This is a genomic window from Streptomyces sp. NPDC019443, from assembly GCF_044389785.1.
GTDB lineage: Bacteria > Actinomycetota > Actinomycetes > Streptomycetales > Streptomycetaceae > Streptomyces.
The window spans coordinates 469,637-493,761 of sequence record NZ_JBIRYJ010000002.1 but is presented as its reverse complement, the minus strand read 5'-3'; the positions used below and the strand labels follow the sequence as shown (position 1 = coordinate 493,761).

The window sequence follows — 24,125 nt, the reverse complement described above, 5'->3', positions numbered from 1 at the left end:
CCGTATCGTGATGAGAGCCGTGTCGCCCGACCTGTTGCCAACGCGCCAAGTCACACTCGCCCGGCCAGGCAGAAAGCCGGCGCTCTCGTGACCCATGCGATCGAGCGGATCGCCCTCACCATCGCCAAGCTGCTTGGCTGACCTGCGAGTTAGCGGCTGCGTTATTCGCGCGAGGGCGCTGCGGGCTGTCATCCCCAGCGCCCTTAGTCATTGCGGACCGAGGGGTCAGCGTCCCGCCGCGAAGCCCAAGAACGCCGCCCACCCGGCTGCCCGGATCGAGAGGTACGGGCGCCGAATGTCCTTGGAGTCACGGATGTGGACGGTGGACGTCTCAACGGCGACCTCTACGCACTCGCCGCCCTCGCCTCCGCTGTAGCTGCTCTTGAACCAGCCGAGTTCAGCGGTGCCGGACGCGGATACCTCGGTGTTCATGCTTCTCCCAGCATCTTCTCGATCAGAGTCAAGGACTCGCGGGGAGTTAGGGCCTGCCCCCGGATGCTCCCATACCGCACAGCCAGCATACGGACGTCCTCGGGCTCCGTGATCAGTCGGCTGACGCCCTGCACCTCCACATACGCCACCTGCTGCTTCCCCTTGGGGGTGAGCAGGATGAACGGACCGTCGATGCCGGCGTTCTCCTCGCAGTCGAGCGGCAACACCTGAATCGTCGTGCTGCGCAGCTTGCCCAGGCGCAAAAGGTGCCTCAGCTGCCCCTGTTGAACTTCCCAGCCACTGATCTGCCTCCGCAGTACAGACTCGTCGATAATCGCCGTGACGATCGGTGAAGGCCACCGCGTCAGGATCTCCTGCCGCGCCAACCGTGCGGCCACCCGTTGTTCGATGACGTTCTCGGCCAGCAGGGGTTGCCTGACGGCAAAGGTAAGCCGCGCGTACCCCTCCGTCTGTAACAGCCCCGGCACCGTCAGCGTGCTGTAGAAGTTGACCTCGACGGCCTCTGCCTCGAGGCGTGCATAGTCGCGGAACCAAGCCGGGTGCCGTACCCGCGCCCGAGCCTTCGCCCGAGCCACGTCCGCCTTCGTTGCCTTCAACAGGCCGCCCGCGCCGAGCAGATCGTCCGCCGCATCCAGCAGCTCCGGCTGCGGCGTTCTGCGGCCCCGCTCCAGGGACGAGATCAGGTCCTCTCCGTACCCCAGCCGGTCGCCCAGTTCCTTCTGCGTCAGCCCCGCCCGCTCCCGCAGCAGCTTCAGTTGCTTGCCCACGGCTCGGTACAGATCCGCCGCGCCGTCCGCGTCCTCCGGCGGATCCGGCCGCCTCTCGGCGTCCCTCTGTTGAGCCTCGTTCACCACCACGACCACCCGCCACCCCGGACAGACAACCGAACGTACCGGTACACGCACTCTCCGTGCCGGAATTTTTCCCTGGTCAGCGTACGGGTATCCGGCCACGCTCTGTCACATGAAGTCGGAAATCCACTCGCCTCAACTCAGCACCCCCACAGCTCGCTTCAAGCAGCCGCTCAGCTCCACCCGGCACGGCGCCCGCCTTGCGCGGCTGCTCACCGTTCAGCAACTGCCCGACTGCGGTTGGGCCAGAGACAGCGAGACCGTGCAGACCACAGCGCTTCTCGTCGCCCGCCACGACGCGGTCCCCCACGGCCACAAGCCCGGCCCGTGACTTTCGGATCTGTCCTCTCAGCGGAGTCGGGCGATCACCGCAGCGGTTCTTGCCAAGCTCAACCACTGCCCTAAGCGAGTGCCGAGCTCCCTGGTCCTCGACAGCGAAGGGCTGGCAAAGGCCGTGCTGCGCGACCGCGACGTCACCGGATGGCTCGCCCTGGCCCGGGCGGACGACATGCGTGTGATCACTAGCGCGGCCACCTTCGTCGAAGTGGTCCACCCTCGGATCAACCGCCCTGCCCTGGAGTGGACCCTGTCCCGCCTCATCATCGAACCGGTCACCGAGCCGATCGCCCGCCACGCCGCCGCCCTCCTCGCCGACGCCGGCCTTCACGGGCACAAGTACGCCATCGACGCCATGCTCGGTGCCACCGCCCTCGTCGCCCCCGGACCGGTCACGATCCTCGCCTCGGACCCGGAGGACCTCACCGCCCTGTGCGGTGGACGCGTCACCGTCATCAAGGTCTGACCCGACGCTCCTCCAGGTGCAGTGAGGCCAGGGACTGATGCCCCAGCGGGGGATTGTGTAGGCCATCCGTCGACACCTGGGCGGCATATAGGGCATTTCATTTCCGCGGGACCTGCGCGGGACCGCGAGCCTGACGGATCGCCACTTAAGCCCCTGACCTGGGACAATACCTGGGTCTGCCACGGCCTCGGCTCCGCCGTGCGCTTGTGCGTTGCGAGCCGGGCTTCGTGCGGCGTCCGGGGATTGCGACCGCGGGGGACCCGTGCGGCGTCCCGGTGCCCGATGCGCTGAGCGAGGCGGCGGACCGATGGCTCCTACGGCCGTGTCCACCAGTTCCCGCATGAAGTCTGGATGACCCCGGCGTGAAGCCTGGGTGACCTCCCGCGCCCTTGTGGCACCCGGCAAGAACCCTCCGACAGGAACCCTCCGACGCCTGATCCGCCGGGCCCAGCGGCCTCAAAGCACAATAGGGACAATCCGGCCATGGCTCACGGCCAGGTTGGGCGGCGACTGCTTTGCATGCAATGAGTGCCGCGACGGCACGATTCCTGGCGGTGGCATACCGGAGGGGCCGCTGTTCCCATGTGGGCGCGGGACGCAGGAGGTACGCAGGGGATGGACCGATACCCAGCACAAAGAGTCGGCTGGATGGCGCGTGGCGCGGTCACGGAGGCAGCTGCCGTCCCGTCACTGCGGCCCTGGCTCTTCTTCCTTTCGGCACCGGCGACAGTCGCGGGAGCGTCTGCACCGGTCACACCTCGTTGCCGCGCCTGCCGACCGCGCACGGCATCGTGCCCGGGGAGACCGCCGCTCACGCTCCCGTGCTGCTCGTACACGGGCTGGGCGGCAGCCGGGCGGTCCTCACGGTCCTGCGCAAGGGACTGCTGCGTGGTGGCTTCCCGTGCGTGGTCGGCGATGAACTACCGTTCCCTGGCAGGGGATATCGGTGATGCCGCGCAGCAACTGGCCGTGGAAGTGCGACGGTTGTGCGAGCACGGTGGCTCCGAGCGAGTCAAGGTAGTCGGTCACAGCCTCGGTGGCCTGATTGCCCGTTACTACGCGCAACGCTTGGGCGGCGATGCCCGGGTGGACACCGTGGTCACTCTGGGAGCGCCCCATCAGGGGACCTGGGCCGCGATCGTGCCGGGCCCGTCCCCAATGATCGGGCAGATCCGGCCGGGTAGTGCCCTGCTCGCCGAACTGGCCTTGCCTTCGCCGGGATGCCGGACCCGTTTCGTCGCCTTCCACAGCGAACTCGACGAGATGGTCATCCCCTCCGGTCATGCCCGGATCAGTCACCCGGATCTGCTCGTCGACCACGTAGCCGTTCATGGTGTCGGCCACCTGTCGATGCTGTTCCACCGCGGCATGATCGACGCCGTCTGTCACGCGCTCACATCTCCGGCCGGGCAGCCCGAACTGCCCCTCACACCGCCTGCATCTGATCAGTGGCCGTCGGCAACGTAGCGTTCGGGGGCAGGGTATGCACCCTCGAACTCCACAACCACGGGCGCACCCCAGCCCAGGCAGCCGGGGGCAGGTGAACCGCCCCCACCGAACGGCCATCTCCGACGGCGCTTGACGAACCCCATGTGGGAAGTTCCGGTCGTCGCTGAAGTTCTGATGCCGGAGCCGGTCCCCCAGATGCGGGAGCGGCCGCTTTCAGCAACGGTGGAAAGGACTGGTCCTTGCCGAGCATCGCATCACCCGGAGGGAACGCGATGGCCGTAACGACAGACCTACTCATTCCGGCGTTGCGCGAGGTACGCGAGACCGAGGCTGCGCTTGCTGACCGTTTCAGAAGCCATCTCGCGGTCACGCCCCCCGGGGAGCACCGGGAGGCATTGGAGCGCCGCGCCGGCGACGCCCGGGGCCACGTATACCGCATCGACGAACACCTGCGCGCGCTGCGGCCCCGCGGCGGGGTGCAGACCGTTCTCGGCAATGCCTGGCACCTCACCGGGCGAGCCGCCCGGCTGCCTTTCGACGCGGCGATGGCTGTCCCGCAGGTCATGCTGCGAGGTCAGGGGAAGACAACGAAGCATCAGTTGCTGAAGAACGCTGAGGACGAGTATGCAGTCACCGCGCTCGCCGTGGCCGTCTGCCGGGCCGCCGAGCGCATGGCTCAGGACGCCGAGGACGCCGGCAGTTCGGATCTGCTCAACTCCATCCGGCGCGACGGCGAGGAGGCACTGGAGGAGCTGGGCAGCAGCCTCGAACAGCGCGCCGAGGAAGTGGTGGCCGCCGAGACCGCTGACGGCTCACCGGCGGCAGGCATCACCCGGACGGTCCGCGCCTGGAGCAACTGGCTGCGGGAATCCGCCGAGCGTGTGCCGGGTGTGGAGCGGCTCCAGAGTGCACCGCAGGGAGCCTTCATCACGGAGGCCGAATTGCCGATCCCGGATTACCGCAGACGCAGCACCAAGTCGATCCTCGACCGGCTTCCGCACCTGCCCCAGGCTGACCTGGCCACAGTCGACGCCTATGAGCGTTCTCACGCGGGCCGCCCCGTGATCTTGAGCAGGATTGCGGATCTGCTCGGGCACGAGCCCTGGCCGGGCTACGACAGCATGACCGCGGACGAAATCCTCAAACGCCTCCAGGACACCGAATCGGGCCTCGCCTGGCGAGTCTTGGACTACGAACGCCGCCATCAAGCACGCGCCACCATCCTTTCAGCGGTCGTGCGAGCCTACGACTGACTGGCTGGTTGTGAGGGGTTCGGGATCCGGGAAGGGGTTTGGGATCCCGCTCCCTTCGTGGGCCCGCCGCGGACGGCCTCTGCGCGCGGGCCCAGCGCGTATTTTGCGGCGGAGACGAAATCGAGCCCGACGGTCCTGCGCGAGCGGTTCACGTGTCCCGGTTCAGGTGCTTGATCTTGATCCAGTCGCGGGAGCGGCGTCCGGGCAGGTAGGGGCTGGTGAGGCGTTTCGCGACCACGCCGTCGTAGCCCTCGAGGACGCTCTGCTCCAGTGCCTCGGCTGCCATCGCGGGCCAGGCCGCGGGCACGGCGATGCCCGGTCCAGCCAGCGCGAGGTCGTCGAGGAGGTCGCGGCGGGCGGTGTACGGCAGCTGCACGGTCGGCTCCCCGAGGTAGAGGATGTCGAAGAGCATCAGCCTGACGGGCAGGTCCCTGGCTGCGTGGGTGACCGCGTCCGGGTGGTGCAGACTCATGCGCTGCTGCAGCCGCTGCACGGACGGGCGCCCCTCGCTGTCCCGGGTGACGATCTCCCCGTCGAGCACTGCCTCCGGCCCGGGCAGCACAGCGGCCAGCGCCTGGAGTTCGGGGTACTGGGCGGTGACGTCCAGCCCGGTGGCGGCCAGTAGCCGCACGCTGCCGTCCCCGGGCAGGTGGGAGATCACGCGGGCCCCGTTCCAGAGGGTTTCGTACGCGTACTCGGCCTCGGCTTCCGGCCCGGGCGGCGGGCCGATCACCGCCAGCATCGGCGACAGCGCGGGCAGCACACGTTGAGCGCCGGAGGATGAGTGCACGCCCATGGTTTCCAGCGTGCGCCCATTGGCGCGGATCGGCCACCCGCCCGCCCCGCCGGTGCGTTCGGAGCAGTCGTGAGCAGGTCGGAGCAGTCGTGCGCAGGGCTGTTGCCGCGACCGCGTGGATGGCCGATGTCGTCGGCGTGCGACCACATCACTTGGCGGTATGTCACGGAATGCACCCTTCGTCGGTTGGTGGTTTGCTGCTTCGTGGCGGCGGCCGAGCTTCGGTTCGTCGCTCATCGTGTGCATCCGGAAACTCAAGGAGGAGCCCGTATGTCCGTCTACACCCCCCAGCAGATCGGCCAGCCGCAGATCCAGCAGCCCTGGAGCCAGCAGCCGTACGGTCAGCCCCCCATCGCGCAGCAGATGTTCGGCTCGTCATCGTTCGGCCAGCAGGGCCAGTTCGGGATGCAGGGACAGCAGCAGCTGCCGCAGCTGGTGACGGAGCTGTCGCTGCGCTGTGCCGTGACTGCGGTGAGCGCGGTGGTGGAGCAGCTGCGGATGGACCCGCAGATCCTGATGGGGATCCAGGCTCAGGGGCAGATCCCGCCGCACGCCTGGAGCAACGTGCTGACCGAATGCGCCCGCCGGATCGCCCCCGTCGTTCACACCACGCTGGCCCAGATCACCGGCCAGGGGCAGGCCGGCCAGTACGGCCAGCAGTTCGGTCAGTCCCCCAGCCAGCAGCCGCAGGGCCAGGCCGGCCAGTACGGCCAGCAGTTCGGTCAGTTCCCCAGCCAGCAGCCGCAGGGCCAGTTCGGCCAGCTCCAGGGTCAGGGTCAGTTCGGGCAGCAGCCGCAGTACGGGCAGCTGTCGCAGATGGGCATGTGAGACCGGCCGGGCGCCGCCTGCCCCACTCCCGATGGGCAGGCCGCCCGACCGGATCCGCGGCCCGGTGCGAGGCACCGGGCGGCGGGCCGCTGGTGGGAGCGGAGACACGCCCGCTCCCACCAGCAACAACGGAAGATCCAGGACACGTAACGACCCTTTGAGTCTGAGATGGCGGTTGGGTGATGAGTGAGCAGGGCGGCAGCGGCATGAAGCCGGGCAACGGAGGCAAGGGCGCGAAGGCCCAGGGCACGCAGGGGGGCGCGGGCAAGCAGCCGCCGGCCACGAGCGAGCCGCGCGGTAGGGACGAGGGACGGCACGAGCGACCCGAGTCCCGTGTGCCGGGGCGGGGTGTGCGGGCCGGGTGGGGTCGGTATCTGGTAGCGCCACGCCCGGTGGGCCTGATGGGCGGTGGGGTGCCGCCGATCGAGGCCGCCGCGCTGTTCGCGCTGCTGGAGGAGGACCCCGACGTGGAACCTCTGGCACAGGTACGGCCGTCACGCTCGCGGGGGCTCGGGGCGATCGCCGAGCCGCATCTCGCGTGCCCGCCGGTTGCGGTGGTCGCGATGCCGGACGAACGGGCCCACGCCCTGGCGGCGAACCCCCAGGTCGTCGTTGAGATCGACCAGCCCCTCTCCTACACGCCCACCCCATCGGTCGGCGGCGGAGCCGGCACGACCGTGTCCGTGATGGATCCGGCACTGGCCGTCGTGCTGGAGGAGCCCGGGCACTTCACGCTGCAGGTCAAGGGCAGCGACGGGGAGGCAGTTCGGGGCGCGCACGTGTGGACGATCGGCACGGGCGCGACCGCGCACGGGGTCACCGGCCCGGACGGCCGGGTGACCCTCACCCTGTCCGCGGACACCCCGGACACCGTCCAGGCCGTATGTGTGCGGCCGGTGGGCGGCTACTGGCCCCTGCGAACCGGCTGCCCCCGCCCCACGGGCGACAGCGGAGAGGCCGTGGTCGAAGTGCAGGCCCTGTCCGAGACGTTCGAGGGCTTCCCCGGCCGGGCGGTGAGCGGCTGGGGAGTTCAGGCCATGCGACTCCACCAGATCCCCCCGACCTATCGCGGCCACGGCATCCGTATCGCCCTCCTCGACTCCGGCGTGAACACCGCCCACCCCGATCTGAAGGACACCGTCCGGAACGGCCACGACTTCACCGGCACCGGAAACGGCACATGGGGAGTGGACCTCACCGGCCGGGGCACCTGGTGCGCCGGGATCATCGCCGCAGCCGACAACCGCACCGGCATCACCGGGATCGCCGCGGAGGCCGAGCTCCACGCCCTCAAGCTTTTCCCCGGCGGGCACGTCAGCGATCTGCTGCAGGCGGTCGACTACTGCGTAGCAAACAACATCGATGTCGCCCAGCTCAGCCTCGCGTACGAGGCCCCTTCCCAGCTGGTCGCGTGGAAGCTGCTGGACGCGCACGCTGCCGGCATCACCGTCATCGCCCCGGCCGGCGACACCCCCGGCCCGCTCACCCACCCCGCCGCCCTGCCCGGCGTCCTTGCGGTAGGGGCGATCGCCCACACCGGCACATGTCCCGCCAACAGCCCCCTCGCGGCCGTACAACCGCCCTGGCCCGGGCCCTATTCGGCCCCGTTCACCCCCACCGGACCCGGCGTCGACCTGGTCGCCCCCGGCGCGGCGGTGATCACCACCGGCCTCGGCGACGGCTACACCCCCGCCGACGGCACCGCGATCGCCGCTGCCCACGTCACGGGGCTGGCGGCGCTGCTGCTGGCGCACCATGACCACTTGCGCACTCAGGCCGTCCCGCGCACCCCGGCCCGCGCCGACCTTGTGCACACCCTGCTGCGGACCGCCTGCCGCCCTCTGCCCGGCGCCGACCCGGCCCGCATCGGTGCCGGGATCGCCGATGCCCCCACCGCGCTCGGCATCCCCACCACCTGGGAGCAGGACTACCGCAGCGAACACCTGTATGCGGCGGCCGGGGTGTTTCCTCGAGGCTGAAGAACGGCTCCGCATGCTCCGTCCCCGGCGTCGGACGCCACGCGCCGGGGACGGCCCTGGTCAGCCGGATCACGCCGGATCAGCCGCTGACGGCGGCCAGACCCCGATAACGGGCCGACGGCAGCGCCTCAAGGGCCTCAGGGGGTGTGCGGGGCATGTCCGCGGCGCGCCGGCGTCGGACCCGCCGACCCGCACCAGCGCCAGAGCCGCGATCAGCAGGCCCGTGAAGACGCCGGCAATCGCTGCAGCGCGACGGCGTCAAGGGCGTCGGTGATCTTGCGCAGGACGGCGCCCGGTGCGTCGATGACCGGGTCCCGGACGGCCGGGGTGCGCTGGACGCGGATCTCGTACCAGCCGCGGTACGCCGCGTACGCGCCCATCAGCAGAAGCAGTCCGCCGCCGAGCCGGCGGCGGAGCCGGGTGACGGCCGTGGTGCCGGTCCGGGCTCCGGAGCCGTGTGCAGGTTCGAATCACCTTCTCGAACGCGGTGGCCGCCGGGGCCAGAGCCGCGGCGAGGACGGCACACGCTGTCCCACGCCTGCCCGAGGATTCAACTCACCAGGCAATCCTGCAGGTGCTCGTACGATGCGGCCCGTGGGCTACGACGTACACATCACGCGACGCGAATTCTGGTGGGACGAGGAGGACGAGCCGATCTGCGGTGAGAAGTGGGCCGCGGTGGTCGAGCGCGACCCCGAGCTGGAGATGGCGGGAGCCGCGGAGGCCACCGTGGAGGAGGGCGCTGCCGGGCTGCGGTACGAGAATCCGCTGCTGGCCCGGTTGGTCACTCACCCGGGGCTCGGGACCGAGGGTGCCTGGCTGGACTGGCGGGAGGGAGTGATCACCGTCAAGAACCCGGACGAGGTGCTGCTCGGCAAGATGAAAGCCGTCGCCGCTCTGCTGGGTGCGAAAGTGCAGGGCGACGACGGCGAGGAGTACCCGCTCTGACTGAGCTCAGACCGCGCTCAAATCGCGGCGGCGTAGGCCGATGTGCTCTCCGAGGCGTCGCCGTAGATGCGCTTCTGGACTCGCTGGACGGGCCGGATAACCGAGCCGTCGGGGAGATGAAGCCGCGAGCAGGCCTTCCGCGCAATCACGGAGGACGGCATTCCGCGTTCCTTGCCCGCCCGACACCGATCTCGGCGTGCCGTGACCGGCCGCGCGACGCACCCTGGACACATGGCCTCGCCTGTCCCCGCAGGTGGATGGCCTCGGCCCGGTCCACAGCCTGCGCGGTGGAATCGTCCGCGCTCATTGAATGGCGAGACGGAGGGCCCCACGTCTGGAGGTGAGCTCATGAGGCTCCGCAGAGTGAGAGCCGGGTGGGGGGAACTACTCCAGCCACCGCCCGGCTACTTCGGACCCGAAGGGAGCGTGCCCGATGAGGCGCAGCGGCGCCTCATCCTCGACTGGGCAGTGAGCCAGCGGATCGCGAGCGGATGGCGCGTGGAGTCCCGTTCAGAGACGCAGGCGGTACTGGTCCGTGGTCAGCCGGTGAACCATGTGCTGCACGCCATCCTCAGCCTCGTCACCTGCTTTCTGTGGGCCATGGTGTGGGTCGTTCTCATGGCGACGAACAGGGTCGAGCGGGTCGCCCTGACCGTCGATGCGCAAGGGCACGTCGTCGTTGTGCATGCTCCGGCGTCTTAAGCTTGTTCTCCAGCTTCGCTCGCTGCACGCGGTCCTGCCCAGGGCCTGTCCGAGGAGTCAAGTCTGAGAGGGGCCTTGGGCCTCGGACCGCCCGAACCGGTCAGGAACAGGGAGTCAGGGTGCCGAGAACTTGGCGACGTACTCGTCGAAGGGTTCGATGCCGACCTCCGCGCGCAGCGCATCCATACGATCCGGATCCTCACTCGGCCACGGAACGGGCGCGCCGTCGCGCACGCCGGCGATCTGTGTGCCGCAGATCTGCCTGCGTCCTTCGTTGACGAGCATGCGGTCGCGCAAGAATGCCAGTTCGCGACGGCTGGCTGAGCCTGCTGTGACCGCCTGCTGGAGCAGTTGGAGTGCGCGTCGCTGCACGTCGAGTTGCCGGTCGGCATGTTGGGCGACGAGCCAAGCGGCGCGGGCGGCTTCCTCACCGACGAGATCCGCCGTGGGCCAGCCGAACTCATCCATGATCTCGTTCAGGCGATCGCCGTGTCGTGCGGTCAGACGCCGCCACGCCAACTGCTCGTTCGGATCATCGCTGTTGGCGTGGACAGCGGCCTGGTGATCCGCCTCAGCCATGCTCGCGAGTTCGGTTGCCAATGCGGCCATGTCGTGCGCCACTCTCAACTCCTCGGTCCGGTCGATGCGTTGTACTGCCAGACGGCAAATCTAAAGGCGCATATGGCACACAAAGATCATTCAGGAGAACGGTGACAGGCGCGTCCGTGCGCTGGGATACTGGATCTACCCGCGAAGCCAGAGCCGGATGGCGGCCACGGTGACGCTGCGGTGGAAGACGCTTGTCGTGCCGCCTGATCCTCATCGTGGAGGTGCTCCTGCCGCTGCGGCGCGGTGACCGGCTTGGCAGGTGGCTCGGCACGGCCGTGGTGATCCCGGTCCCGTTCACGGTGTACCTGGCACTGGTCTGAGGTTGGTGCCGCCAGAATCGGCGCATGCTGAGAATCGGATCCGTTGTTCTGGGCGTCTCGGATGTGCCGCGCGCGGCCGCCTTCTGGATGGAGGCCCTGGGATACGTCCCGCGCGAGGAGATGCAAGACGACTGGGTGGTGCTGGTGCCTGCGGATGGGGTCGGGCCCCAGTTGTCGCTCGGTCTCAGCGAGACGCCGGTGCAGGAGCATCCGCGGATCCATCTCGACCTGTACGCCGGGGACGCGGCCGACCAGGCCGCCGAGGTCGAGCGGCTGGTGTCCCTCGGCGCCCAGCGCGTCGACTGGGACCTCTATCCGGACGACGCCGACTTCGTCGTACTCGCCGATCCCGAGGGCAATCGCTTCTGTGTCATCGACACCGGTCACGGTGCCATCGGCACCAGTCACGGCTGACAGACCGGACGCCTCCACCTCGCCGCGGCGAAACGGGCGAAGCGGAGGCGTCCGGGGCCGGTCAGCCCGTGGGCATCAGGACGCGGGTGGCTCCTTCCTCCTTGTTGTGCCTGTTGTGCCGGTCGGCCCAGTTGGCGAGGGCCGTACTGCACGCGTGATCGAGATGGCGCAGGTCCAGCAGGTCGAGCTCGATGTGCCGGTCCTTCGGCAGTCCCTCGAGGCTGTCGAGGATCCTGGGCAGCCGGAGGAAGGTCGCGTTGCCCGAGACGACCACACGGAGGGGGCCGCTGCGGTCGGAGTCTTCGTCGACGTGCACCTGGACGTGCGACGTCTCCCACGCCGTCTTGGCGACGGCGAGCAGCAGCCCGGCCAGCACGCCCTCGAACATGTTGGTCGCGACGATGGCCACCGCGGTGGCCATCAGGATCAGCGCCTCACCGCGGTGCTCGCGCCACAGCGGCCCGAGTTCCTTCAGCGGGATGAGCTTCCAGCCGGAGAAGACCAGGATTCCGGCGAGCGCGGCGACCGGTATGAGGCCGAGCGCGGCCGGTACGAGTGCCGCGAAGAGCAGCAGCCATACGCCGTGCAGCACCCGTGACGCCTTGGTCCGGGCGCCCGCTTGCACATTGGCCGCGCTGCGCACGATGACCGCGGTCATCGGCAGCGCCCCGAGGGCGCCGCAGACGGCGTTGCCCGCGCCCTGCGCCATCAACTCCTTGTCGTAGTCGGTGCCGGGTCCTGTGTGGAGACGGTCGACGGCGGCGGCGCTGAACAGACTCTCCGCCGAGGCGATGAGCGTGATGGCGACGACCGTGCCGATCGCCCCGACCACTCCGGCATCCGTAATCCTGCCGAGGTCGTCGGTGGACGGTGGCCGGATCGCGCCCAGCAGCCCCTGCACCTCGACCCGCTTGACGGGCAGTGCGAACAGCGCCACGACGGTGGTGGTCAAAGCCACGGCGGCCAGTGGTGCGGGGACCACTCGGACCTTGGGCGGCAGATGCTTCCAGAAGGCCATCAGTACTACGGTGACCGCGCCGAGAGCGAAGGCGGTCAGAGCCTCCGGCGTGCGGGCCGTACGGATGAGCATCTCTGGCAGGCCCGCGAGGTTGGCGGGGCCCGAGCCGGGCGCCTTCGCGTCGGCCATGGCGTAGAGCTGACCGGCGATCAGCACGAGGCCGATCCCGGCCAGCATCCCTTCCACCACGGCGATGGAGATGGCGCGGAACCAGCGGCCCAGCCGCAGCGCGCCCATGACCAGCTGGAGCACGCCCGCCGTGAGGACGAAGACGCCCAGGGCCCCGAGTCCGAATTCGTTGACGGCTTCGAGGACGAGGACGGTCAGCCCCGCGGCGGGTCCGCTGACCTGGAGGCTGCTCCCGGGGAGCAGTCCGGTGACGAGTCCGCCGACGATGCCGGTGACCAGGCCGAGTTCCGCCGGGACGCCGGAGGCAACGGCCACGCCCACGCACAGCGGCAGGGCGACGAGGAATACGACGACGGACGCGGTGAGATCGGTTCGCAGCGTCGAGGCGGAGGGTCGCTCCGCGCGCTGCGGCGCCGCCCGCCGGTGGCGTCCGCGGTTCCCGCGTTCGCGGGTGGCGGCGGCGCTCACAGCGGAAGGAACGCGTCATCGTGCGGCCGGTGGACGAGCACGGAGCCGGTGTCTATCTCGTAGAACCAGCCGTGCAGGCTGAGGCGCCCTTCCGCGACCCGGCGGGCGACGCATGGGTAGTCGCGCAACTGCCGGAGCTGGCGCAGCACATGGTGCTGGACGGCCTCGGCGATGGCCGGTGACGAAGGGTCGGCGAAGAGGGGCGGGGGTGACGCACTCTCCAGCCAGCCGCGGACCGCGGGGACGGCGGAGAGGTCTTCGCGGCGCACCATCGCGCCGACGGCACCGCAGTGGGAGTGGCCGCAGACGACGATGTCGGCGACGCCGAGCACCTCGACGGCGTACTCGATGGTGGCCGCCTCGCTCGAGTGCCGCTCGGGGTCGTGTTCGGGGATGATGCTGCCTGCCGTGCGGAGTTCGAAGAGCTCGCCGGGGCGGGCTGCGGTGATCAGCGAGGGGATCACCCGCGAGTCGGAGCAGGTGATGAACAGCGCCTGTGGGGACTGGCCTTCCGCGAGGCGGCCGAACTCGTCGGCGCAGGCGGCGGCCCGGTCCCGGAAGGCGCGGGCATTCTTCATGAGCATGTGCATGGGGGTGTTCCTCCAGCGCGCCCAAGGCGCGCGGTGGTGAGTCGTCATGTCGGATCGCAGGTGCTGAGTGGGGGAAGCCGTGCGGGAGCCGACGAATCGATCAGAGGCGGAACACTTGCAGCACGGCGGGCCGTGCTGCGGGGTGCTGTCCGGGTGGAGCGGGGTTGTGCCCCGTGCACCAGGAGTCGGTGGAGCACCCGGGAGGCGGCGGGGTCACCCTCACCGGTCGGGCGGAGGGGGGACGATCGCCTGTGGGCGGGGCGTGGGCGGTCAGCAGGCTGTTGGGCCGGCCGCCGTTGCGGTAGGGGGGCGGCTTGTCCAGGGGATTCGGATCGTCCCGGGACGAGTCGGCGTGTGAGCCGCGCAAGCCGTGTTCGTTGGGTGAGTTGAGCTCACCGGGTGGGCTCGGTGAGTCTGATGACTCCGGTGGGCCCGGTGGCTCGGGTTCGCCGGGCGACTCAGGTATGGAGTCGGCCTCTCGGGAAGTCCCTCCGGCGTCCAATTCCACTTCTCCGGCGGCGTCTACGGCCGCCTGGCAGAACAGGAGGACCGCGAGCAACAGGGTGCACAGCGCGGCGAGTGCGTCCGCTGCTGCGATACGCCGTGTCACGGTCCCTCCCCGACTTCGGTCCTCAGCAATTGGTCCAACTGGTCAGTAACTCCAGCCTCTTCAGTCACTGTGACAGCACGACGGCGCAAAAGTCAGCGATTCGTTAAACATTCGTGAGCGTCACACCACTTGACAGCGGCAGTCTGGCGACGCTACCGCGGGTCACCCCAGTTGAGACGCCGATTGCGTCCGACACCGCCGTACGGTCCGCCGTACGGACCGCCGGGGAGCGAAATCCTTCACGGGCGGGTTCGGCGACCACTCGGCTCCACGTGGGAGCCGGTGAGGGCGAGTTGCGGGGAGGGGGCCGGTCAACCGAGCGCGGGCCGCGAGGCGTTCACGATCACCGCGCTCATGCGGCCGGCGGTGCACGTCGTGGCTGCGGATGATGCGGTCGGCGGGGATGAAGATGAGGATGGCGGCGCCCGGGGCCGCGCCCGACTCGCGTCCTGCGATCAGCGGGCACCCTCCGCGTCCGCGCGGGCCTGGGCGTCGATGCGCGCCTTGGCGTCCTTCCAGGCGATCGGCAGCTCCTCCACCGACACCTCCCAGAACGTGAAGGTCGAGCTGCGCATCGTGGATCGCAGGCCGATCATGATGCTCTTGTGGGGCTCGGTCCTCGCGTAGGTATAGAGCGCCTCCTTGTCCTCCCAGGCGGACAGGGTGAAGAAAACACCCTTCAGCAGCCGGGCTTCGAGGGACGCACCCAGCGCGCCCGGCGCCGAGCGCACCTGCCTCCAGGCGGAGAGCGCCTTCAGAAAGAAGCCCGGCACGTTCTTGATGGACTTCACCTCAAGGCGGGAGGCCATGACGAAGGCGCGGGTGTTGGGCCGAGCCGGGTTCGGCTTCGTCCAGGGAAGAGTCGGCACGATAGTCTCGCCTCCACAGTTGGTGAGTAGCAGTATCTATATTAGACAGTACCGCTACCCAATGGCCGGTTGGAAGCAGGGAAACAGGACCGGGATGCGAATTTCTGAGTTGAGCCGCCGCAGCGGGGTGTCCACAGCGACGATCAAGTACTACCTGCGCGAAGGGCTCCTGCCGCCGGGCCGCGCAACCGCGGCGACCCAGGCGGAGTACGGAGAGTCGCATGTGCGGCGCCTCCGGCTGATCCGCGCTCTGATCGGCGTGCGAGGACTGTCGGTCAGTGCAGCCAAGGACGTGCTGGAAGCCGTCTCCGAGCACGCGACCAACCTGCATGAGCTGCTCGGCCTCGTGTTCGGTGTCTGGCCTGCCTCCGGCGCCGCCAAGGACGAGGACGGCGATGCGGACGACTCCGAGGTGAGCGCGCTGCTGGCGGAGATGGGCTGGGAGGTCACGGAGCACAATCCCGCCCGTGACGTCATCACACAGACGCTCCACACCCTGCGCTCTCTCGGCGTGGACTACGACTGGCACTCCCTCGTTCCCTACGCGCAGCTCGCCGAGAAAACCGCCACCCTGGACCTGGACCAGCTCGAAGGGCCGGACGATCCGCTCGAGAAGGCCGAGCGCGCCGTACTGCTTACGTTTCTCCTGGAGCCTGCGCTGATGGCCCTGCGCCGCCTCGCGCAGGAAGCCGAGTCGACCGTCCGATACCGCGGTTGATCCGGGTGGCGGATACAGTCGGCCGGTTCCGGCCGTAACGCGTTGAAGAGATGAGCGAGAGCACAGTGTTCGAGTACGAGAAGGACGGCGCGGAGATCTACCGCCAGTCCTTTGCCACCATCCGCGCGGAAGCGGATCTCGCGGGGCTGCCCGCCGATGTCAGCCGGGTCGCGGTCCGGATGATCCACGCCTGCGGCATGGTCGACCTGGTACGCGACCTCTCGTTCACCCCGGACGTGGTGGCCCGCGCCCGCGCGGCGCTGCGCGCCGGCGCGCCCGTCCTGTGCGATGTCTCCATGGTCGCGAGCGGGGTGACCCGCAAGCGGCTGCCCGCGGACAACGACGTGGTGTGCACGCTGTCCGACCCGTCGGTTCCGGGCCTCGCGGCCGAGCTCGGCACCACTCGTAGCGCCGCTGCCCTGGAGCTGTGGCGCGACCGCATGGAGGGCGCGGTGGTGGCCGTCGGCAATGCGCCCACGGCTCTCTTCCGGCTGCTGGAGATGATCGAGGAGGGCGCACCGCGCCCGGCGGCGGTCATCGGAGTGCCGGTCGGCTTCGTAGGGGCGGCCGAGTCCAAGGACGCGCTTGCCGAACACCCCTCGGGTCTCGATTTCTTGGTGGTGCGCGGACGCCGGGGCGGCAGCGCCATCGCCGCCGCCGCGGTCAACGCTCTAGCGAGCGAGGAAGAGTGAGAGAAACAGGAGGAAGAGGGAGAGTGAGAGGAACAGTGAGCGGGCCGGGTCCTCGCCGCTATCCGGAGAACTGACTCAGCCAGGCGGCCGCCTCGTCCACGGTGACCGCCACCTCCACCCCGTCCGGGACCGGTGGTCGCCGGACCACCACCACCGGCAGTCCGGCCTCGCGGGCGGCGGTGAGCTTGGGGGCGGTGGCGGCCCCGCCGCTGTCCTTGGTGACCAGGAGGTCGATGCGGTGGCGGCGCAACAGCTCGCGCTCGCTGTCGAGCGTGAAGGGGCCCCGGTCCAGCAGCACCTCCGTCCGGGACGGCATCGGCGGCTCCGGGGCGTCCACCGACCGCATGAGGAACCAGAGTTGGTCGAGGCCCGCGAAGGCGGCGAGGCCCATCCGTCCGGTGGTGAGGAAGACCCGCCGGCCGAGGGCGGGAAGCATCCCGGCGGCCTGTTCCAGTGAGCCGGCGATGTGCCAGTCGTCGCCCGCGCCCGCGGCCCAGCCGGGCCTGCGCAGGGCCAGCAGGGGAACGTGTGCCGTGACCGCGGCCGACGCCGCGTTGAAGCTGATCGTCTCCGCGAAGGGATGGGTGGCGTCGACGAGCGCGTCCACTTGGTGGGTGCGCAGCCACTGCGCCAGGCCCTCGGCCCCGCCGAAGCCGCCGATGCGGACCTCGCCCGCGGGCAGCGTGGGGCCGGTGACGCGTCCGGCGAGCGAGGTGGTGACCCGCGCAGCCGGCTGCAGGGACTCGGCGAGGCGGCGGGCCTCTGTGGTCCCGCCGAGTATCAGTACGTGCATCGGGCGCCGGTCATCGTTCGTCTCCCGACTTGGTGACAGCCCACTGCGTCACGGGCATGGCCTGCCGCCAGCCGGTGAAGCCGCCCACCGGGACGGCGTGCGCCACAGCGAGCCGTACCAACTCGCCGCCGCGGCGCCGGTACCAGTCGGCCAGCAGCGCCTCGGACTCCAGCGTCACGGTGTTGGCGACCAGCCGCCCGCCCGGAGGCAGCGCCTCCCAGCACGCTTCGAGCAGCCCCGGCACGGTCAGCCCGCCACCGACGAACACCGCGTCCGGCATGGGCAGCCCGGCGAGCGCCTCGGGCGCGGTGCCGGTGACGACCCGCAGCCCCGGCACCCCGAGCCGGTCAGCGTTGCGGGAGATGCGCTCTGCCCGGGCGGGGTCGCGCTCTACGGTGACGGCCCGGCTTGAGCGGTGCGTACGCATCCACTCGACGGCGATGGAGCCGGAGCCGCCGCCGATGTCCCACAGCAGTTCGCCGGGGGCGGGGGCGAGCACGCCGAGCGTTGCGGCACGCACATGGCGCTTGGTGAGCTGCCCGTCGTGTTCGTACGCGGCGTCCGGCAGCCCTGGTACGGCGCCGAGGCGCAGAGCGCCCGGGGCACGGCGGCAGTCGATGGCGATGACGTTCAGCGGATCGCCGGGCGGCAGGTCCCAGGCGTCGGCGGTCCCTTCCGCCCGCTGTTCGCGCTCCCCGCCCAGCTGCTCCAGCACCCGCATCCGGCTGGGGCCGAACCCGTACTCGCGCAGGAAGGCCGCGACGTCGGCGGGCGTCGCGGCCCCGGCGCTGAGGACGAGCAGCCGCCGCCCGTCGTGCAGCGCCGCGCCGAGCCGCGCGGTGGGCCTGCCGACGAGCGTCACGACCTCGGTGTCCTCCAGCGGCCAGCCCAGGCGCGCACAGGCGTACGACACCGAGGACGGGTGCGGCAGTACCCGCGGCACACCGGCGCCGAGCACTTCGGTGAGCGCCCGCCCGATCCCGTAGAACATGGGATCGCCGCTGGCCAGCACGGCGACACGACGCCCGGCGTGGGCCGCGAGCAGCCCGGGCACGGCGGGCCGCAGCGGCGACGGCCAGGCCACTCGATCCCCCGCGCAGGCGGGCGGCAGCAACTCCAGCTGGCGCGGCCCCCCGACGAGGACCTCGGCGTCGAGGAGCGCCTGCTGCGAGGCGGCGGGAATTCCGTCCCAGCCGTCTGCTCCGACCCCTACGACGGTCACGGCCGGTGTGCTGGGGGACGCGGAACTCGCGGAACTCACGGACGGACACCTCGGGAACGGAGAGAGGAACGAAGGCGCACTCTACTGGTCGGCCGTTTCGTCCATCCGTGCTGGTGACAGGTCGGGCGGCGACGGTGTCCGGTCAGGCGCGGGCGGGGCCGCGAAGGTCAGGCGGCGGTGGGTGCGGCGGAGCATCCTGCGGGCCATGAGGGGGTGGAGGCGGCGGACCGCCGCGAAGTAGAGCCTGCCGCGCCAGTTGTGGAACTTCACCACCGTGGTGAGCGTGACCTTGTCGCCGGCGATCAGGACCGAGGCGCGGAAGTCGAGATGGCCGCCGTCCTCGCCGAGCAGGAGTTCGTCCGGGGCCGTGGCCCGGACCGGGAAGGGCAGGACCTTGCGCCAGGCCTGGGGGTCGCGGGGCATGCCCGGGCGCAGGGGGAGGGTGTACGCGTCGGCGAAGTCCGGGGCGGCGAATGCCTGGTGGGCCAGTTCGGCTTCCGTCGGGACACTCGTGGCGGTCGGGCGCTCCCGGACCAGACCGTGCATCAGGCGGGCCCAGCGGGTCCAGCGGTAGGGACGTGGCAGACCGGCGGGGGACGCGGCGCGCTCGATGTTGTCGAAGAGTTCTTCGATCATCGTGTCGTGCATCGGGCGGATCGCCAGGGTCCACAACAGCCATGCCTTGAGGCCCTGTTCCTGTTCGAGGACATGGCGGACCCGGCAGCGGCCGGCGTCCAGCGGTTCTATCGCGAGGGCGTGGAAGCCGTTGCCCGGCGGGCTGAAGTCGAAGCGGATGCTGCGCCCCGGGTCGTACGCGCCGATCGAGTAGCGGACGAAGCCGTGGCCGCCGTCCGCGCCGACGCCGAGGGGGCCGTCGAACCGGATCGGGGGCCAGACGGGGCTCGGGCTGAGCGGGTCGTCCGGGGAGGAGATGCGGTCGAGCAGGGCGCCGACCACCTCCGCCGGGGCGTCGATCAGCCGCTCGTGAACGTTCCGTACCGTGCGCATCACGCACCTCCATACGGTGGCGTATGTTTCACCGTACGGTAGCGTATGGTCATGGTGCAAGCAGAAGAGGCCCCGCAGACAGGACCGGGGCAGGGCCGCAAGAGGCTCTCGGCCCGCGACTGGGCCGACGCGGCGCTCGCCGCCATCGGGGAGCGCGGGCTCGCCGCCGTCGCGGTGGAGCCGCTCGCCGCCCGGCTCGGCACGACCAAGGGCAGCTTCTACTGGCACTTCACCAACCGGGATGCGCTGATCGAGGCGGCGCTGGCCCGGTGGGAAGAGATCTGCACCGAGGAGATCATCACCGCGATGGAGTCCGAGCCGGACCCGGAGCGGCGGCTGCGCACCCTCTTCGCGCAGGTGACGGCGTCCGCCGCCGACGACCCCCTCGAGGTCTCGCTGCTCGCGACTGCCGACCATCCCCAAGTCGCCGCCGTACTGGCGCGGGTGACGGAGCGCCGGGTCGGCTATGTGGCGCATCTCTTCGAGGAGCTGGGCTTCCCGCCGGACCAGGCGCGGCAGCGCGGGCTGCTCGCTTACACCAGCTATCTCGGGCACACGCAGCTGAGCCATGCCGTGCCGCAGACGCTGCCCGTCGGGGCCGAGCGCGCCGACTATCTGGAGTCCGTGCTGGACAACCTGCTGCGCCGCGCATAGACGGCGCCGCCGAGGCAGAACAGTCGCCGCACCTGTGCCTGTGAGGCGCCGCTGGAGGCCGCAACAGGCCGCCTCGACCTTAGGCGCGAACGCGAGGCGCGGCGGGCGAGCTGCGCGTGGCGCGCAGGCTGCGCAGTCAGCCTCACGCCGAGGCGCGCTTCTTCGGGGTCGCCTTCTTGGCCACGGCCTTCTTCGTCGTCTTCTTCGCGGCCGTGGACTTCGTGGCGGTGGACTTCGTGGCGGTGGACTTGCTCGCTGTCGACTTGCTCGCCGCCGGCTTGCTCGCCGTCGACTTGGCCGCCGTGGTCTTCTTCGCGCTCGCCGCCGTCTTCTTCGCCGTCTTCGCGGTGGACTTCTTCGCGCCCTCGCCCGCGCCCGCACCGCCCGTCGATTTCGGCGAAGCCGCCGCCCGCTTGCGCCCCTTGATCGAGGTGACCTCTGCGACCTCCTCGCCCTCCTCCCCGCGCGCCTCCTTCGCCGCCTGAACGCTCTTCTCCAGCGCGGCCATCAGGTCGATGACCTTGCCGCCCGCGCGCTCGGCCGGCGCGGTCTCGGGAGCCACCTCGCCGCCCTCCACCTTCGCGGCGATCATCGCCTCCACCGCCGTCCGGTAGTCGTCGTGCAGCGAATCCAGGTCGACGTCGCCGAGCGTGTCCATCAGAGCGTCGGCCAGGTCGAGTTCCGCCTCCCGGACCGTCACCTCGGTGTCCGGGGCCGCCTCCCGCGGAGAGCGGATCTCGTCGGGCCAGAGCAGCCCGTGCATGGCGATCACATTGTCGACGACGCGCAGCATGCCGAGGCGTTCCCGGCCGCGCAGGGCGAACTTGGCGACGGCGACCTTCTGGCTCCGCTTGAGCGCCTCACGCAGCAGCGTGTACGGCTTGGCGGCCGGGACGCCGTTGGCGGACAGGTAGTACGCCGCGTCCATCTGGAGCGGATCGATCCGCTCCGCCGGCACGAACGCGACGATCTCTATCGTCTTCGCCGTGGGCAGCGGCAGGGCCGCGAGATCCTCATCGGTGATCGGGATGATCGATCCGTCCGCGTCCTCGTACCCCTTGCCGATCTCGGAGGCCGGCACTTCCTTCTCCTCCAGCTCGCAGGCCTTGCGGTAGCGGATCCGGCCGCCGTCGACGGTGTGGATCTGCCGGAAGGAGACCGAGTGGCTCTCGGTGGCGTTCACCAGCTTGATCGGAATGCTGACCAGACCGAAGGAGATCGCGCCGTTCCATATGGATCGCACGTTTCATCCCTTTCATCAGAAATTTCGGGATTCGTGGGATTCTCATCGTATGACGCCGATCACGGAGGTGGAGGGGCGGCGCCTGGCGCTCAGCAATCTGGAGAAGGTCATCCACCCCGCCACCGGCACCACCAAGGGCGAGATCCTGCACTACTACGCCACCACCGCCGGTGCGATCCTCGCCCATCTCCACAACCGTCCGCTGTCCTTCCTGCGGTACCCGGACGGGCCCGACGGCCAGCTGTTCTTCACCAAGAACCCGCCGCCAGGAACGCCCGACTGGGTCCGGACCGTCGCCGTCCCCCGTTCGGAGGACAAGAACGCCCGGCAGGTCGTCGTGCAGGACCTCGCGTCGCTGATGTGGGCGGCGAATCTGGTCGTGGAGTTCCATACGCCGCAGTGGCAGGCGGACGAGCCGGCGATGGCCGACCGCATGGTCTTCGACCTCGATCCGGGCGCCCCCGCGACGATCGCCGAGTGCTGTTCCGTCGCGCTCTGGTTGCGCGAGCGGCTCGCGGCCGACGGACTGCACGCGTACGCCAAGACCTCGGGCTCCAAGGGGCTGCATGTCCTCGTGCCGGTGGAGCCCACCCCCTCGGAGGAGGTGTCGGCGTACGCCAAGAGCCTGGCCGTCGAGGGCGAGGCCGCGCTGCCCGGCCTGATCCTGCACCGGATGAAGCGCTCCCTGCGGCCCGGCAAGGTCTTCGTCGACCACAGCCAGAACGCCGCCGCGAAGACCACCGCCGCCCCCTACACCCTGCGCGCCCGCACCGAGCCGACCGTCTCGACGCCCGTCACCTGGGAGGAGATCGAGGCGCACCAGAATCTCGTCTTCCGGATCGGCGACATCGCGCCACGGCTCGACCGGTACGGGGATCTGCTCGGCCCGCTCATCAATCTCAACCGGGCCGGGCGGCTGCCGGACGGGCCGCCATGAACGCGCCCAGGCCGCCCCTGAAGGTCGCGCTCGCCGAATCGGTGAGCGTCCTGCCGCGTGGGCGCGGTCTGGCGTACGAGCCGAAGTTCGACGGCCACCGGATGGTGATCTTCCGGCTCGGCGGCGAGGTGTTGCTCCAGGCCCGTTCGGGCCGGATCATCACCGCCGCGTTCCCCGATCTCGCGGACGCGGCACGGCAGTTGCCCGACGGCACGGTGCTTGACGGGGAGGTGGTGGTCTGGACGGAAGGGCGCATCGACTTCGCCGCCGTACAGAAGCGCGCGGCCGCCACTCCGGGGCGCGCACCGGCCCTCGCACGCCGGCTGCCCGCCTCGTACGCCGCCTTCGATCTGCTCGCCGAGGGAGGCGAGGATCTGCGGCTGTCGGCGTACGAGAAACGGCGCGCGCGGCTGGTCGCGCTGCTCGGCCCGCTCGGTCCGCCGTTGCAGCCCGTGCCGATGACCCTGGACGCCGGGGAGGCGGCCACCTGGTTCGAGTCGCTGCCCGCGATAGGCGTCGAGGGCCTGGTGGTCAAGCGCCTCGACCAGACGTATCGGAGCGGCACGCGCGCGTGGCAGAAACTTCGGCACACCTCCGCGCGCGATGCGGCGGTCGTCGGCTTCACCGGGCCGCAGGCGCGGCCGAGCGCGCTCGTACTGGTACTGCCGGACGACGACACGCCGCTGGTATCGAGCCCCCTGGCACCCGCACTGCGGGCACAGGCGGCCGCCGCGCTGACCGGCCGGACGAGCACCGGGACGGGGACGGCGATGGCGGTCGGCGTGGGCGAGGTCGAGTACCGGGCCGTGGAGACCGGGCTGACGGCCGAGGTGGAGCAGGGCACGACACGGCACACGGTCACCACAGTGCTGCGGCTGCGGCTCCCCGAGGACCACGACTAGAGGACCACGACTGGCAGGGCCGGACAGGGCCGGATTACGCGCGCAGCCAGGTGCGGCGGTCGCGCGCCGCCGCGTAGAGCGCCTCGATGTCCGCGGGCTTCAGTACGCCGCTGAGCCTGGCCAGCGCGGGCACCTCGTTCTCCCGCAGAATCCGTACGTCCGGTGGCGCGGGCAGCACATCCAGCCGCGCCGCCCCCACCACGGCGAGGACCGGGCGCACCGCCGCCGTCAGCGCGAGGGTCGCCCGCTCGGCCCGGCGGCGGGTCAGCCGCAGCAGCGGGCCCGGCACTCCGCGGCCGGCCCGGACCATCGGGTCGGCGATCCGCACCCGCAGCCGGCGGGCCGCCAGGGTGTGCACGGCCAGCACCCCGCCCGGGCCGACGGCCAGATGGTCGATGCGGTCGGCGCCCGGCAGCGGCACCGAGTGAATGATCCGCCAGCCCGCGCCCTCCAGCCGGTCGAGAGCGTCGCCGAGCAGCTGCTGGGCGGCGAGTTCCGCGCGGCGCGGGTCCTGCCGGAAGCGGCGCCCGGCGGGGAGGTGGTCCAGCTCGGCGTGGAGCGCCTCGCCGGGGCGGTTGGGGGCGAGGTCGTCGTCCGGGTGCAGGGTCAGCCTGGCGAGATCGGCGGAGGTGGGCACGGGCGGAGGTCCGACGGTGACCTCGCCGGTCAGATACGGGGCGAGGGCGGCCAGCGCATCGGCGCGGTGGCGTTCGGAGACCAGGCTGACGCGGCCGCTGTCCCTGTCGTACCAGGCGACGTTGCGGCCGTCCGGGAGGCTGACGTACAGCCTGTCCCGGCCCTGCTCTCGTGCCGGTGTGACGCGCAGTTCCGTCATGCCACCACCCCTCGACCATGGGAACAGCCGTGG

28 protein-coding genes are annotated in these 24,125 nt (G+C 70.5%); 15 read left to right on the top strand and 13 right to left on the bottom strand.

Annotation, left to right across the window (positions count from 1 at the left end; translation table 11 throughout):
* Positions 1 to 225: 225 nt before the first annotated feature.
* Positions 226 to 432: a DUF397 domain-containing protein gene (locus ACH492_RS08470; protein ID WP_398984149.1), complete on the bottom strand. Its 207-nt coding sequence runs from the start codon at positions 430 to 432 to the stop codon at positions 226 to 228.
* On the bottom strand, positions 429 to 1,307 hold the full coding sequence (locus tag ACH492_RS08465; protein WP_398984810.1) for a Scr1 family TA system antitoxin-like transcriptional regulator: 879 nt from the start codon (positions 1,305 to 1,307) through the stop codon (positions 429 to 431). The genes ACH492_RS08470 and ACH492_RS08465 overlap by 4 nt, the downstream gene beginning before the upstream one ends.
* Positions 1,308 to 1,416: 109 nt before the next feature.
* On the opposite strand from ACH492_RS08465, the gene ACH492_RS08460 reads away from it, so the two are divergent.
* The 4 genes from ACH492_RS08460 (at position 1,417) to ACH492_RS08445 (ending at position 4,808) form a co-directional block, all read left to right on the top strand.
* Positions 1,417 to 1,635: a hypothetical protein gene (locus ACH492_RS08460; protein ID WP_398984147.1), complete on the top strand. Its 219-nt coding sequence runs from the start codon at positions 1,417 to 1,419 to the stop codon at positions 1,633 to 1,635.
* Between the two features lie 78 nt (positions 1,636 to 1,713).
* Positions 1,714 to 2,106, top strand: a complete 393-nt coding sequence (locus tag ACH492_RS08455; protein ID WP_398984145.1) for a DNA-binding protein — start codon at positions 1,714 to 1,716, stop codon at positions 2,104 to 2,106.
* Between the two features lie 888 nt (positions 2,107 to 2,994).
* On the top strand, positions 2,995 to 3,573 hold the full coding sequence (locus ACH492_RS08450) for an esterase/lipase family protein (RefSeq protein ID WP_398984143.1): 579 nt from the start codon (positions 2,995 to 2,997) through the stop codon (positions 3,571 to 3,573).
* 254 nt (positions 3,574 to 3,827) lie between these two features.
* Positions 3,828 to 4,808 (top strand): hypothetical protein, encoded by a 981-nt coding sequence (locus ACH492_RS08445; RefSeq protein ID WP_398984141.1) that lies wholly within the window; start codon positions 3,828 to 3,830, stop codon positions 4,806 to 4,808.
* A 148-nt stretch (positions 4,809 to 4,956) separates the two neighbouring features.
* Here the strand turns inward: ACH492_RS08445 and ACH492_RS08440 are convergent, their stop codons facing one another.
* The gene (locus ACH492_RS08440; protein WP_398984139.1) at positions 4,957 to 5,604 is read right to left on the bottom strand and encodes a hypothetical protein; all 648 of its coding nucleotides are present in this window, start codon (positions 5,602 to 5,604) and stop codon (positions 4,957 to 4,959) included.
* A gap of 270 nt (positions 5,605 to 5,874) precedes the next feature.
* Here ACH492_RS08440 and ACH492_RS08435 point away from each other — a divergent pair, with 270 nt between their 5' ends.
* A complete protein-coding gene (locus ACH492_RS08435; RefSeq protein WP_398984137.1) occupies positions 5,875 to 6,432 on the top strand; it encodes a hypothetical protein in 558 nt (185 codons plus the stop codon).
* 182 nt (positions 6,433 to 6,614) lie between these two features.
* A complete protein-coding gene (locus tag ACH492_RS08430) occupies positions 6,615 to 8,411 on the top strand; it encodes a S8 family serine peptidase (RefSeq protein ID WP_398984135.1) in 1,797 nt (598 codons plus the stop codon).
* Between the two features lie 212 nt (positions 8,412 to 8,623).
* Here ACH492_RS08430 and ACH492_RS08425 read toward each other — a convergent pair whose 3' ends face one another.
* A complete protein-coding gene (locus ACH492_RS08425; protein WP_398984133.1) occupies positions 8,624 to 8,791 on the bottom strand; it encodes a hypothetical protein in 168 nt (55 codons plus the stop codon).
* A gap of 214 nt (positions 8,792 to 9,005) precedes the next feature.
* Here ACH492_RS08425 and ACH492_RS08420 point away from each other — a divergent pair, with 214 nt between their 5' ends.
* A complete protein-coding gene (locus ACH492_RS08420) occupies positions 9,006 to 9,359 on the top strand; it encodes a hypothetical protein (protein WP_398984131.1) in 354 nt (117 codons plus the stop codon).
* 348 nt (positions 9,360 to 9,707) lie between these two features.
* A complete protein-coding gene (locus ACH492_RS08415) occupies positions 9,708 to 10,061 on the top strand; it encodes a hypothetical protein (RefSeq protein WP_398984129.1) in 354 nt (117 codons plus the stop codon).
* Positions 10,062 to 10,175: 114 nt separating this feature from the next.
* Here ACH492_RS08415 and ACH492_RS08410 read toward each other — a convergent pair whose 3' ends face one another.
* Positions 10,176 to 10,682, bottom strand: a complete 507-nt coding sequence (locus tag ACH492_RS08410; RefSeq protein WP_398984127.1) for a DUF6624 domain-containing protein — start codon at positions 10,680 to 10,682, stop codon at positions 10,176 to 10,178.
* Positions 10,683 to 10,861: 179 nt separating this feature from the next.
* On the opposite strand from ACH492_RS08410, the gene ACH492_RS08405 reads away from it, so the two are divergent.
* Together ACH492_RS08405 and ACH492_RS08400 are read left to right on the top strand one after the other, a co-directional pair.
* Positions 10,862 to 10,990: a hypothetical protein gene (locus ACH492_RS08405; RefSeq protein WP_398984125.1), complete on the top strand. Its 129-nt coding sequence runs from the start codon at positions 10,862 to 10,864 to the stop codon at positions 10,988 to 10,990.
* A 24-nt stretch (positions 10,991 to 11,014) separates the two neighbouring features.
* Entirely contained in the window at positions 11,015 to 11,404 is a 390-nt protein-coding gene (locus tag ACH492_RS08400) for a VOC family protein (protein WP_398984123.1), read from the top strand.
* Positions 11,405 to 11,465: 61 nt separating this feature from the next.
* Here ACH492_RS08400 and ACH492_RS08395 read toward each other — a convergent pair whose 3' ends face one another.
* The 3 genes from ACH492_RS08395 to ACH492_RS08385 all read right to left on the bottom strand — a co-directional run bounded on the left by ACH492_RS08395 (position 11,466) and on the right by ACH492_RS08385 (position 15,088).
* Positions 11,466 to 13,019 (bottom strand): SulP family inorganic anion transporter, encoded by a 1,554-nt coding sequence (locus ACH492_RS08395; protein WP_398984120.1) that lies wholly within the window; start codon positions 13,017 to 13,019, stop codon positions 11,466 to 11,468.
* Positions 13,016 to 13,609 carry a carbonic anhydrase gene (locus ACH492_RS08390; RefSeq protein ID WP_398984118.1) on the bottom strand — a complete coding sequence of 198 codons (594 nt, stop codon included), beginning with the start codon at positions 13,607 to 13,609 and terminating at the stop codon, positions 13,016 to 13,018. The genes ACH492_RS08395 and ACH492_RS08390 overlap by 4 nt, the downstream gene beginning before the upstream one ends.
* Before the next feature lie 1,065 nt (positions 13,610 to 14,674).
* Positions 14,675 to 15,088 carry a DUF3291 domain-containing protein gene (locus tag ACH492_RS08385; RefSeq protein ID WP_398984116.1) on the bottom strand — a complete coding sequence of 138 codons (414 nt, stop codon included), beginning with the start codon at positions 15,086 to 15,088 and terminating at the stop codon, positions 14,675 to 14,677.
* Positions 15,089 to 15,182: 94 nt separating this feature from the next.
* Between ACH492_RS08385 and ACH492_RS08380 the strand changes: the two genes are divergently transcribed.
* Together ACH492_RS08380 and ACH492_RS08375 are read left to right on the top strand one after the other, a co-directional pair.
* The gene (locus ACH492_RS08380; RefSeq protein WP_398984114.1) at positions 15,183 to 15,806 is read left to right on the top strand and encodes a MerR family transcriptional regulator; all 624 of its coding nucleotides are present in this window, start codon (positions 15,183 to 15,185) and stop codon (positions 15,804 to 15,806) included.
* A 65-nt stretch (positions 15,807 to 15,871) separates the two neighbouring features.
* Positions 15,872 to 16,498: a precorrin-8X methylmutase gene (locus tag ACH492_RS08375; RefSeq protein WP_398984808.1), complete on the top strand. Its 627-nt coding sequence runs from the start codon at positions 15,872 to 15,874 to the stop codon at positions 16,496 to 16,498.
* Positions 16,499 to 16,556: 58 nt separating this feature from the next.
* On the opposite strand, the gene ACH492_RS08370 is transcribed toward ACH492_RS08375, so the two are convergent.
* Genes ACH492_RS08370 through ACH492_RS08360 form a run of 3 tightly spaced genes read right to left on the bottom strand, consistent with a single transcriptional unit; the run spans position 16,557 to position 19,521 of the window.
* Positions 16,557 to 17,291, bottom strand: a complete 735-nt coding sequence (locus tag ACH492_RS08370; protein WP_398984112.1) for a cobalt-precorrin-6A reductase — start codon at positions 17,289 to 17,291, stop codon at positions 16,557 to 16,559.
* Positions 17,292 to 17,301: 10 nt separating this feature from the next.
* On the bottom strand, positions 17,302 to 18,552 hold the full coding sequence (gene cbiE / locus ACH492_RS08365) for a precorrin-6y C5,15-methyltransferase (decarboxylating) subunit CbiE (protein ID WP_398984110.1): 1,251 nt from the start codon (positions 18,550 to 18,552) through the stop codon (positions 17,302 to 17,304).
* 42 nt (positions 18,553 to 18,594) lie between these two features.
* A complete protein-coding gene (locus tag ACH492_RS08360; RefSeq protein ID WP_398984108.1) occupies positions 18,595 to 19,521 on the bottom strand; it encodes a DUF2867 domain-containing protein in 927 nt (308 codons plus the stop codon).
* 45 nt (positions 19,522 to 19,566) lie between these two features.
* Between ACH492_RS08360 and ACH492_RS08355 the strand changes: the two genes are divergently transcribed.
* Entirely contained in the window at positions 19,567 to 20,175 is a 609-nt protein-coding gene (locus ACH492_RS08355; protein WP_398984106.1) for a TetR/AcrR family transcriptional regulator, read from the top strand.
* Between the two features lie 142 nt (positions 20,176 to 20,317).
* Here the strand turns inward: ACH492_RS08355 and ACH492_RS08350 are convergent, their stop codons facing one another.
* Positions 20,318 to 21,418 carry a Ku protein gene (locus ACH492_RS08350; protein ID WP_398984104.1) on the bottom strand — a complete coding sequence of 367 codons (1,101 nt, stop codon included), beginning with the start codon at positions 21,416 to 21,418 and terminating at the stop codon, positions 20,318 to 20,320.
* A gap of 49 nt (positions 21,419 to 21,467) precedes the next feature.
* Here ACH492_RS08350 and ligD point away from each other — a divergent pair, with 49 nt between their 5' ends.
* The gene (gene ligD, locus ACH492_RS08345; RefSeq protein WP_398984102.1) at positions 21,468 to 22,355 is read left to right on the top strand and encodes a non-homologous end-joining DNA ligase; all 888 of its coding nucleotides are present in this window, start codon (positions 21,468 to 21,470) and stop codon (positions 22,353 to 22,355) included.
* Entirely contained in the window at positions 22,352 to 23,257 is a 906-nt protein-coding gene (locus tag ACH492_RS08340; protein WP_398984100.1) for an ATP-dependent DNA ligase, read from the top strand. The genes ligD and ACH492_RS08340 overlap by 4 nt, the downstream gene beginning before the upstream one ends.
* A gap of 34 nt (positions 23,258 to 23,291) precedes the next feature.
* On the opposite strand, the gene ACH492_RS08335 is transcribed toward ACH492_RS08340, so the two are convergent.
* Complete coding sequence (locus ACH492_RS08335) at positions 23,292 to 24,092, bottom strand: nuclease-related domain-containing protein (protein WP_398984098.1); 801 nt, start codon at positions 24,090 to 24,092, stop codon at positions 23,292 to 23,294.
* Positions 24,093 to 24,125: the final 33 nt, after the last annotated feature.

Coding starts and splice junctions, on each gene's coding strand:
- ACH492_RS08460 (WP_398984147.1), top strand. CDS start 1,417: ATGAAGTCGGAAATCCACTCGCCTCAACTCAGCACCCCCACAGCTCGC.
- ACH492_RS08380 (WP_398984114.1), top strand. CDS start 15,183: ATGCGAATTTCTGAGTTGAGCCGCCGCAGCGGGGTGTCCACAGCGACG.
- ACH492_RS08340 (WP_398984100.1), top strand. CDS start 22,352: ATGAACGCGCCCAGGCCGCCCCTGAAGGTCGCGCTCGCCGAATCGGTG.
- ACH492_RS08435 (WP_398984137.1), top strand. CDS start 5,875: ATGTCCGTCTACACCCCCCAGCAGATCGGCCAGCCGCAGATCCAGCAG.
- ACH492_RS08390 (WP_398984118.1), bottom strand. CDS start 13,609: ATGCACATGCTCATGAAGAATGCCCGCGCCTTCCGGGACCGGGCCGCC.
- ACH492_RS08425 (WP_398984133.1), bottom strand. CDS start 8,791: ATGGGCGCGTACGCGGCGTACCGCGGCTGGTACGAGATCCGCGTCCAG.
- ligD (WP_398984102.1), top strand. CDS start 21,468: ATGACGCCGATCACGGAGGTGGAGGGGCGGCGCCTGGCGCTCAGCAAT.
- ACH492_RS08440 (WP_398984139.1), bottom strand. CDS start 5,604: ATGGGCGTGCACTCATCCTCCGGCGCTCAACGTGTGCTGCCCGCGCTG.
- ACH492_RS08370 (WP_398984112.1), bottom strand. CDS start 17,291: ATGCACGTACTGATACTCGGCGGGACCACAGAGGCCCGCCGCCTCGCC.
- ACH492_RS08445 (WP_398984141.1), top strand. CDS start 3,828: ATGGCCGTAACGACAGACCTACTCATTCCGGCGTTGCGCGAGGTACGC.
- ACH492_RS08355 (WP_398984106.1), top strand. CDS start 19,567: ATGGTCATGGTGCAAGCAGAAGAGGCCCCGCAGACAGGACCGGGGCAG.
- ACH492_RS08430 (WP_398984135.1), top strand. CDS start 6,615: ATGAGTGAGCAGGGCGGCAGCGGCATGAAGCCGGGCAACGGAGGCAAG.
- ACH492_RS08360 (WP_398984108.1), bottom strand. CDS start 19,521: ATGCGCACGGTACGGAACGTTCACGAGCGGCTGATCGACGCCCCGGCG.
- ACH492_RS08335 (WP_398984098.1), bottom strand. CDS start 24,092: ATGACGGAACTGCGCGTCACACCGGCACGAGAGCAGGGCCGGGACAGG.
- ACH492_RS08470 (WP_398984149.1), bottom strand. CDS start 432: ATGAACACCGAGGTATCCGCGTCCGGCACCGCTGAACTCGGCTGGTTC.
- ACH492_RS08400 (WP_398984123.1), top strand. CDS start 11,015: ATGCTGAGAATCGGATCCGTTGTTCTGGGCGTCTCGGATGTGCCGCGC.
- ACH492_RS08415 (WP_398984129.1), top strand. CDS start 9,708: ATGAGGCTCCGCAGAGTGAGAGCCGGGTGGGGGGAACTACTCCAGCCA.